The following is a 7,086-nucleotide window of genomic DNA, read 5'->3' as shown; positions in this document are numbered from 1 at the left end:
ATCTCTTCCAGTGCTGCCACCGTCTGCTGTTGGCCCTGGGCGAGCATGTCCTGCATCTGGCCGGCGGCCATGCCGTCCACGCCAGCTGCCAGGCACAGGTGGCGGATCATGGCGATGCGGGTTTCGGCACGATAATGCCCCCCGCTGGCGAGCAATTCGAAGGCGCGGGTATGCAGGGTATCGCCGGCCAGAATGGCGGTGGCCTCGTCAAAGGCCTTGTGGCACGTGGGCTGGCCCCGGCGCAGGTCATCGTCGTCCATGGCCGGCAGGTCATCGTGGACCAGCGAATAGGCATGGATCAGCTCCACAGCGGCGGCGGGCACGTCGGCTTTGCCGGGTTCGGCGCCGGCCAGCTGGGCAGCGCCATAGACCAGTAGGGGGCGAATGCGCTTGCCGCCGCTGAGAGCCGCATAGCGCATGGCCTGGCTCAGCCGCGGGGCGGCGCTGATGGTGGGCACGAAGGTATCCAGTGCCTGCTCCAGGCGGGCCCGGCTGGTTTCACCCAGCTGGTCCAGGGCGGGGAAGTTACTGGCCATTGTCTTCACCGGCAAAGGGAGCCGGTTCGGCGTCAGTGTTCTGTTCCAGCAGAATGCGCACCTTTTGCTCGGCCTGCTGCAGGGCCTGCTGGCACTCACGGGAAAGGCGAACCCCTTCTTCAAAGGCTTTCAGGGACTCTTCCAGCGTCAGGTCACCGGATTCCATCCGTTCCACCAGGGATTCCAGATTGTCCAGTGAGGTTTCCAGCGCGGGGGCTGCCTGCTTTGCCATGGGTCTCTCCTAGCCTGAGTATGTCACCAAAACGCGCTGAGCTAATCATCGGTGCGATGATAGCAGTTGGACAGGCGATTTGGGGGGTCCGGGTCAGTGCATCCGGCGGGAACAGTAATGCACAGGCGGTGGTGAATCAATTGCTATCTACCGATCTGCGGGGGGCAGGGGGAGCACTGTTCTATTTTTTTGATCATTTGCAAGTGGCTGATAACGAAGGAAGAAATCGGGATTTTCAGAAGCCGTGAGAGATTGATTCCAAATGGTTCTAACCAGGGGGTTCCGGTGCCGGCGGGAGGCTGCTTATAGTGAAAGACCCGCCGGAGGCCGTAGACCGCTTCTTCCTCTGATCTCCTAAGCTATGGCGTCTCGTCTGCGCGTCACCGGCGGGATCCTTTTCCTTCCGCGCCAACGAAGCGAGTGATTTCCTGAAATTCAACACCTCACAGGCCCGACCGGCCGGCCCGGGCCTGTGGTGTTTGCGGCTGCTCGGTACAACGCGGCGGGACGCCATTCAGAAATCGTAGCGCAGCCCCACCGTAAAGACCTGTCCGTCGCTTTGCACCTGATAACCGGCCAGGGGGTTAAAGCTGTCCGAGTTAGGGGTGTAGATCGCGTAGCCCAGCTCTTCATAGAAATATTCGGCAAACAACTTGAGTGCCTCGGTGTGCTGGTAGTCCACCCCCACATGGACGGAATCCCCCTGGAAAAAGGCTTCGCCTTCACCGTCGCTTTCCTCTCCCTGGGCATACATGGCCTTGAAGGTGTACTTGTTCCAGCTGTAGGAACCATACAGGTTGTAGGTGACCGGATCCGGATCCTCACTGACACTGCTGTGGGACAACAGCTGTTCCACCTTGGCCGCGAAACGCCAGGGACCGGTGGTGTAGGTGGCTGAAGCACCCACCTGATCCGCGCGGTCGCCGGAGTCCTGTTCGGTGTCCTGAAAGGCCGCTGCCAGTGTCAGCTTGTCCAGCGACCAGGACAGCGCGTATTGCATGGTGTCCAGGTAGCGGGTGCCGGCTTCGTCGGTCATATCCACCCCGGATACGGTGGCGGTGATGCCGGCCAGGCTTGGCGAGGTATAGGTCAGGGCGTCACGGCGAAAGGCGGACTGGGTCGCGTAGCCGGAGTAGAACGAACTGAAGAAATCCACCGGGTAAGCCACATTGTTGTAGTAGGCCAGCCACTGGGTGCCCACGGTGACGCTGCCGTATTGATCATGGGCCGCAGAAATCGTGGCGACGCGGGGCATGCTGTTGTTGTCTTCCTTGTAAAGCTCCTGGAAGAAAGTGGGATCCTCGGCACGCAGGCGGGCGGAGTTGATCGGGAACTCCAGTGTGGCGGTGATATCCACGTTGTCGAAGTCATTGTAGCTGGCGTTAACGCCAAGCCGGGAATAGGCATCACGCAGTCCCGTGTAGGAATCGTCTTCGCCCGGTTGCGCCTCATCCACCGAGACCGCTTCGGCCTGAATGCGTAACGAACCATAGGGGGTGACAGTCAACTCTGCATGGGCCGGTATGGCTGCCATGGCCGCGAGCAAGGCCGCGCTCAGCGGCAGGGTGTGTGGGTGTTTCATCCTTGATCTCCCTTTTATTTCAGATTCAGACAATCAGTACCGGGCAGGACGCCAGGCTGGCCACTCGCTGGGAGACACTGCCCAGAAAGTAACCGTCCACATCGCCGCTGGTGCCCCGTGAGCCCATCACAATCAGATCCACATTGTTGTCTTTGGCAAAACGGATAATGGCCCGGGATGGTCTGCCTCCCTTGACGAAGGCCCGTACATTTCGGGCGCCGGCCTTCGTGGCCAGCTGTTTGGCCTGATCTGCCACCGAAGATGCGTACTCCTTTAGCGCATCATCCGGCAGCTGCACATCATTGGGGCGAACCATGGAAAGGGATGCCTCGAAGAGGCTGTGGTGTTTGAAAACGCAAAGCAGAAGCAGCTGCGCATCATTGTCCTGCTGCAACCTGGCGGCATGTTCAAGGGCGTTGAGTGCGCCCTGTGAGCCATCGACGGGGACGAGAATTCGTTGATACATACCTGCCTCCTTGCGGGTCGTTGTCCGGTGCCTGATCAGAGGAAGAAAAGGTCACGTAGAAACAGGGCAATTTGCGGGAAAAAGATGACCAGCACAGTGGCACCCAGCAGCATTGCCACAAAGGGTGGCGTTCCCTTGATGACTTCCCAGTAAGGCCGCTTGAAAATGGCGATGGCGGTGAAAATGTCGCAACCGAAAGGTGGGGTGGCCGAGCCGACGGCCACCATCATGGTGATCAGGATTCCCACATGTACCGGGTCCAGTCCCGCAGATGCCACGGCGGGCGCAAAGATCGGGGTAAGAACCAGAATGACCACGATGGGGTCCACGAACATGCAGGCGATAAAGAAAGCCACCGCGATAGCAGTGAGGACACCGATCGGACCGGCTTCATTGATACCCAACGTGCCGAGAATGGTTTGCGGAATCTGGGCAAAGGAAATAATCCAGGAAAAACCGTTGCCCACCGCTACCAGGATAAATACCACTGCGGTGATCAGGCCCGTGGATTTGGCGATGGCATAGATATCCATGGCCTTGAGAGAGCGAAAAATAACGAACTCCAGTATCACCGCATACAGGACGCAGGCCGCCGCGGCTTCCGTGGGACTGAAAATGCCGCCATAAATCCCTCCGACAATGATGACCGGAAAACCCAGAGGCCAGAGCGCCTTGCGTACTGAAGAAAGGCGTTCCCCCCAGCCGGCTTTCGCTTCTGTGGGCACGTTCTGGGTATGGGCGTAGATCACACAATAGATGGAAAAAAGCAGCAGAATCAGCAGGCCCGGACCGATCCCGGCGATGAACAATTCGGCAATGGAGGTGCCGGTAATGACACCGTAAATAATCATGCCGATGCTGGGCGGGATCAGAAAGGCAATGTCGCTGGCATTGATAATCAACGCCAGGGTAAAGGAATCCTTGTAACCCGATTCCAGCATCCGCGGTCGGAGCGGTGAGCCCACAGCCACAACCGTGGCCTGAGTGGAACCGGAAACCGCGCCAAACAGCGTGCAGGAGGCCGCGGTGCTGACCGCCAGGCCGCCTTTGATATGGCCGATAAAGGCCATCACCATGTTGACCAGACGATTGGCCGACTGACCGCGTGTCATGATGTCGGCGGCGAGAATGAACATGGGAACCGCTATCAGGGCGGTGGGACGAATGCCGGCCAGCATTTGCTGAATAAAGAAGTCCATTCTGTCGAAGCCGTCGAACATCATCACGAAGCCAACGACGGCGCCGACAATCAGCGGCACCATCATCGGAAACCCGAACAGCAACAGCGCCAGCATGACGAGAAACATGATCCAGGCCATCATCCGTCAGATCTCCGTTTCCTGCTCGTCATAACCATCCAGCACGGTGGTGGACAGATAAACGTCTCGAGAGAAGATATTTTTTATCCCGGCCATGAAGTACTGAATACCGGTGACCGTGAGGCCGACCGGCACCCAGAGATAAATCAGGTAAATGGGGAAACCCAGGGTTGGTAGTACCCGACCGGTGCTGTACACGGAATAGATGTAGCTGACCGAGTACCAGCACAGGAAAAACATGATTGCTGAGGTGACGAAACTGATCAGAATCATCATCAGCCGACGGATGTTTGTGGGGAAGATGTCGTAGATGGCAGACATGCGGATATGCCGGCCATGGCGGGCTGCATAGCCCAGTCCGGCGAACGTGATCATGACGATCAGGATGCGGTTGACCTCTTCGGAAAAATGCAGGCTTTCACCGAGCAGAAAACGGCCGACCACGTTTGCCACCGTATTGATGGCCATGAGCAGGACCCCGGTGGCAAGGATGATGGCTTCGACTTTGGCGATGCCGTTGTCGAGGGTGCCGAGAAACCCGGGCAGGGAGGATTTCTGTGGAGAGGGAGCCTCATCGTTCATGATTGCATCCTTCTGCAATGGCCGGTTTAACGGATCATCCTGATCCGTACCCCGGCTGGTCGTGGTGCGGGTTTGGCCGGGGAAACCCGTGAAATCATTTTTGCGTTATTCAGGGCTCCGGAGAGAGATGTTGCCGGGGCCGCCCATACAGGTGCAGGCCCCGGCGAGTCATTCCCTGTCTATTCGCTTTCTATGGCTTGAAGATCGGCCTTGAACTGCTCAAGCAGCTTGGCGCCGCTCTCGCCGGTCATCTCCACGAAGCGCTCCTCCACCTGTGGCGCACGCTCCCGGAATGCCTGGCGCTGTTCCTTGGTGAGTCGGGTAACGGTGACCTCGTCGCTGTCTTCAAGAATCTTGTCGAGCATTTTTTCGCCAAGGCCGGGTACGTAATTGGCGATATGATCAAAAGCATGCTCAGTGGCGTCATGTACCAGTGCCTTGTCCTCTTCCGACAGGCCATTGAAGAATTCCTGGTTTGCCATCATGGCGGTGGTGAACTGGTTATGACCGGTGAAGATAAGATTCGGGGAGACTTCATAAAGCCCGCCGGACTGGATCCAGAAAATAGGGTTTTCCTGCCCCTGGATAATATTGGTCTGCAGGGCGCCATACACTTCCCCCCAGGGCAGGGGCGTCGGTGTGGCTCCGAAGGCCTGATAGGTCTCGGAAAGCAAGGGGTTGGTCATGGTGCGGATGTTCTTGCCCTGCAAATCCTCCGGCGAGGTGATCGGTTCGTCGGCGGTAATGACCACTTCCCCCTCGGGATACATGGTCAGCAGTTCCAGACCCTGTTCGGCGTAGAGTTTGGGAAACATCTCGTTGATGGCCTTGCTTTCTTCAAAGAAAGTAACCACCTTTTCAGACTCCACCGGCAGCAGGTAGGGGATAAAGAAAATTTGTGCTTCCGGGATCAGGGAACCGGTAAAGCCCGGTGACTGGTTGACGAATTGCAGTACGCCCGCCTGGGTCAGTTCCATGATGTCATCGGATTCACCGAGCTCGCCAAAACGGTGAATCTGGACAGTATGCGCCGAGTTTTCCTCGATATATTCCTTGAATTTGTAGGCGAACACATCCTGCACATCACCTTCGTATTCTTCGTGGGCATAGCGCCAGTTCTGTCCCTGTGGCTCGGCGCTGGCGGCGGGTTCATCAGCGTTATCGCTGCATGCTGCCAGTGTCGCCATCATCACCGTGGCCGCGACGGCGCCTGCGAGTGATCGAATGGTCATGGTGTACCCTCACTATCTGGTTGACGGAAATTTCCCGCAAACAATGTTCGCAAACTCTTCCATTTTTTACGGACATTGTGGTTTACCTTGGCAAAGGAGAAACCGAAGTGCAAGAAACCGGGTCGCGTTTGTGATTTCCGGATAATGCCTGTGGCGGAGCCATGTGGTGGGTTCCGTAAAGCGGTTTTCGCGGTATGGAAGCCGCTGGTGCAGCGCGCAACGCGGGACCGCGCGGGGGATTGGCAAGAAATCATCACGGCGTGTCGGGGTGCCTTTCTGCTAGAATCGCCGCCATGAAACTCATCCTTGCGCCCATGGAGGGCCTGGCGGACTTCTGGGTTCGCCAGGCCCTCACCGATGTGGGTCATTACGATTGGTGTGTCAGCGAATTTGTCCGCGTCAGCGGGCTGCTACTGCCACCCAAGGTGTTCTATCGCTGGTGCCCGGAGCTCAAGAATGGCTCGCGCACCCGGGCGGGAACCCCTGTGCATTTGCAATTGCTGGGCTCTGACCCTGCTTGTGTGGCAGATAATGCGGCCCGGGCGGTGGAGCTGGGGGCGCCGGCCATCGATCTGAATTTCGGTTGCCCGGCGAAAACGGTGAACCGCCATCGCGGTGGGGCAGTGTTGTTGGACGACCCGGAGCTGGTGCACGCAGTGACCGCCGCCGTGCGTCGCGCAGTACCTCCCTCCATTACCGTCTCTGTGAAGATGCGGCTGGGTAATGAAGAAGATGCGCTGGCGTTGGACAATGCGCGAGGGGTGGAAGCCGCGGGCGCGGCCTGGTTGACGGTGCACGGCCGGACCAAGCGTCAGGGTTACCGCCCGCCGGCCTACTGGGATCGCATTGGGCACATCCGCCAGGTGGTATCGATACCGGTTATCGCCAATGGGGAAATCTGGACGCCGGAGGATGCCCGGCGCTGCCAGCAGGAAAGCGGTTGTGTCGATTTGATGATAGGCCGTGGAGCGGTGGCAGACCCGTGGCTGGTCAGTGCCTTGCGGGATGGTCGCGCCACGCGTTGGGAGGATATCCCGCCGGTGCTGAGCCGGTTCCTGGCCGATGTGATCGGCACCGGGACCGATGCCCAGGTGGCGGGACGGGTCAAGCAGTGGCTGAGCTACCTGCGTCGGCAGT

Annotated in this window: 8 protein-coding genes; 1 reads left to right on the top strand and 7 read right to left on the bottom strand. The window is 58.6% G+C overall.

Going from position 1 to position 7,086, the window contains the following annotated elements; genetic code table 11:
* From A3714_RS13570 to dctP, 7 genes are all read right to left on the bottom strand, one after another.
* The coding region (locus tag A3714_RS13570; RefSeq protein WP_197463419.1) for a polyprenyl synthetase family protein at nucleotides 1-536 on the bottom strand (536 nt) is incomplete at its 3' end.
* Nucleotides 526-768, bottom strand: coding sequence for an exodeoxyribonuclease VII small subunit (locus tag A3714_RS13565; RefSeq protein WP_035244971.1), 243 nt, complete (start codon nucleotides 766-768; stop codon nucleotides 526-528). The genes A3714_RS13570 and A3714_RS13565, both read right to left, overlap by 11 nt.
* 514 nt (nucleotides 769-1,282) lie before the next feature.
* On the bottom strand, nucleotides 1,283-2,350 hold the full coding sequence (locus A3714_RS13560) for a porin (RefSeq protein ID WP_063509592.1): 1,068 nt from the start codon (nucleotides 2,348-2,350) through the stop codon (nucleotides 1,283-1,285).
* Between the two features lie 25 nt (nucleotides 2,351-2,375).
* The gene (locus A3714_RS13555) at nucleotides 2,376-2,816 is read right to left on the bottom strand and encodes a universal stress protein (protein WP_062815792.1); all 441 of its coding nucleotides are present in this window, start codon (nucleotides 2,814-2,816) and stop codon (nucleotides 2,376-2,378) included.
* A 35-nt stretch (nucleotides 2,817-2,851) separates the two neighbouring features.
* Nucleotides 2,852-4,135, bottom strand: coding sequence for a TRAP transporter large permease (locus A3714_RS13550; protein ID WP_062816009.1), 1,284 nt, complete (start codon nucleotides 4,133-4,135; stop codon nucleotides 2,852-2,854).
* Nucleotides 4,136-4,141: 6 nt separating this feature from the next.
* The gene (locus A3714_RS13545; protein ID WP_063509591.1) at nucleotides 4,142-4,717 is read right to left on the bottom strand and encodes a TRAP transporter small permease; all 576 of its coding nucleotides are present in this window, start codon (nucleotides 4,715-4,717) and stop codon (nucleotides 4,142-4,144) included.
* A 179-nt stretch (nucleotides 4,718-4,896) separates the two neighbouring features.
* Nucleotides 4,897-5,904: a TRAP transporter substrate-binding protein DctP gene (gene dctP / locus A3714_RS13540; protein WP_369798874.1), complete on the bottom strand. Its 1,008-nt coding sequence runs from the start codon at nucleotides 5,902-5,904 to the stop codon at nucleotides 4,897-4,899.
* A 338-nt stretch (nucleotides 5,905-6,242) separates the two neighbouring features.
* Here dctP and A3714_RS13535 point away from each other — a divergent pair.
* A partial coding sequence (locus A3714_RS13535; RefSeq protein ID WP_231867862.1) for a tRNA-dihydrouridine synthase occupies nucleotides 6,243-7,086 on the top strand: 844 nt, incomplete at its 3' end.

The organism is Alcanivorax sp. HI0007, from assembly GCF_001635525.1.
Classification (GTDB): domain Bacteria; phylum Pseudomonadota; class Gammaproteobacteria; order Pseudomonadales; family Alcanivoracaceae; genus Alcanivorax.
This window is presented reverse-complemented; position numbering and strand designations above follow the sequence as displayed.

Coding starts and splice junctions, on each gene's coding strand:
- A3714_RS13565 (WP_035244971.1), bottom strand. CDS start 768: ATGGCAAAGCAGGCAGCCCCCGCGCTGGAAACCTCACTGGACAATCTG.
- A3714_RS13560 (WP_063509592.1), bottom strand. CDS start 2,350: ATGAAACACCCACACACCCTGCCGCTGAGCGCGGCCTTGCTCGCGGCC.
- A3714_RS13555 (WP_062815792.1), bottom strand. CDS start 2,816: ATGTATCAACGAATTCTCGTCCCCGTCGATGGCTCACAGGGCGCACTC.
- A3714_RS13550 (WP_062816009.1), bottom strand. CDS start 4,135: ATGGCCTGGATCATGTTTCTCGTCATGCTGGCGCTGTTGCTGTTCGGG.
- A3714_RS13545 (WP_063509591.1), bottom strand. CDS start 4,717: ATGAACGATGAGGCTCCCTCTCCACAGAAATCCTCCCTGCCCGGGTTT.
- dctP (WP_369798874.1), bottom strand. CDS start 5,904: ATGGCGACACTGGCAGCATGCAGCGATAACGCTGATGAACCCGCCGCC.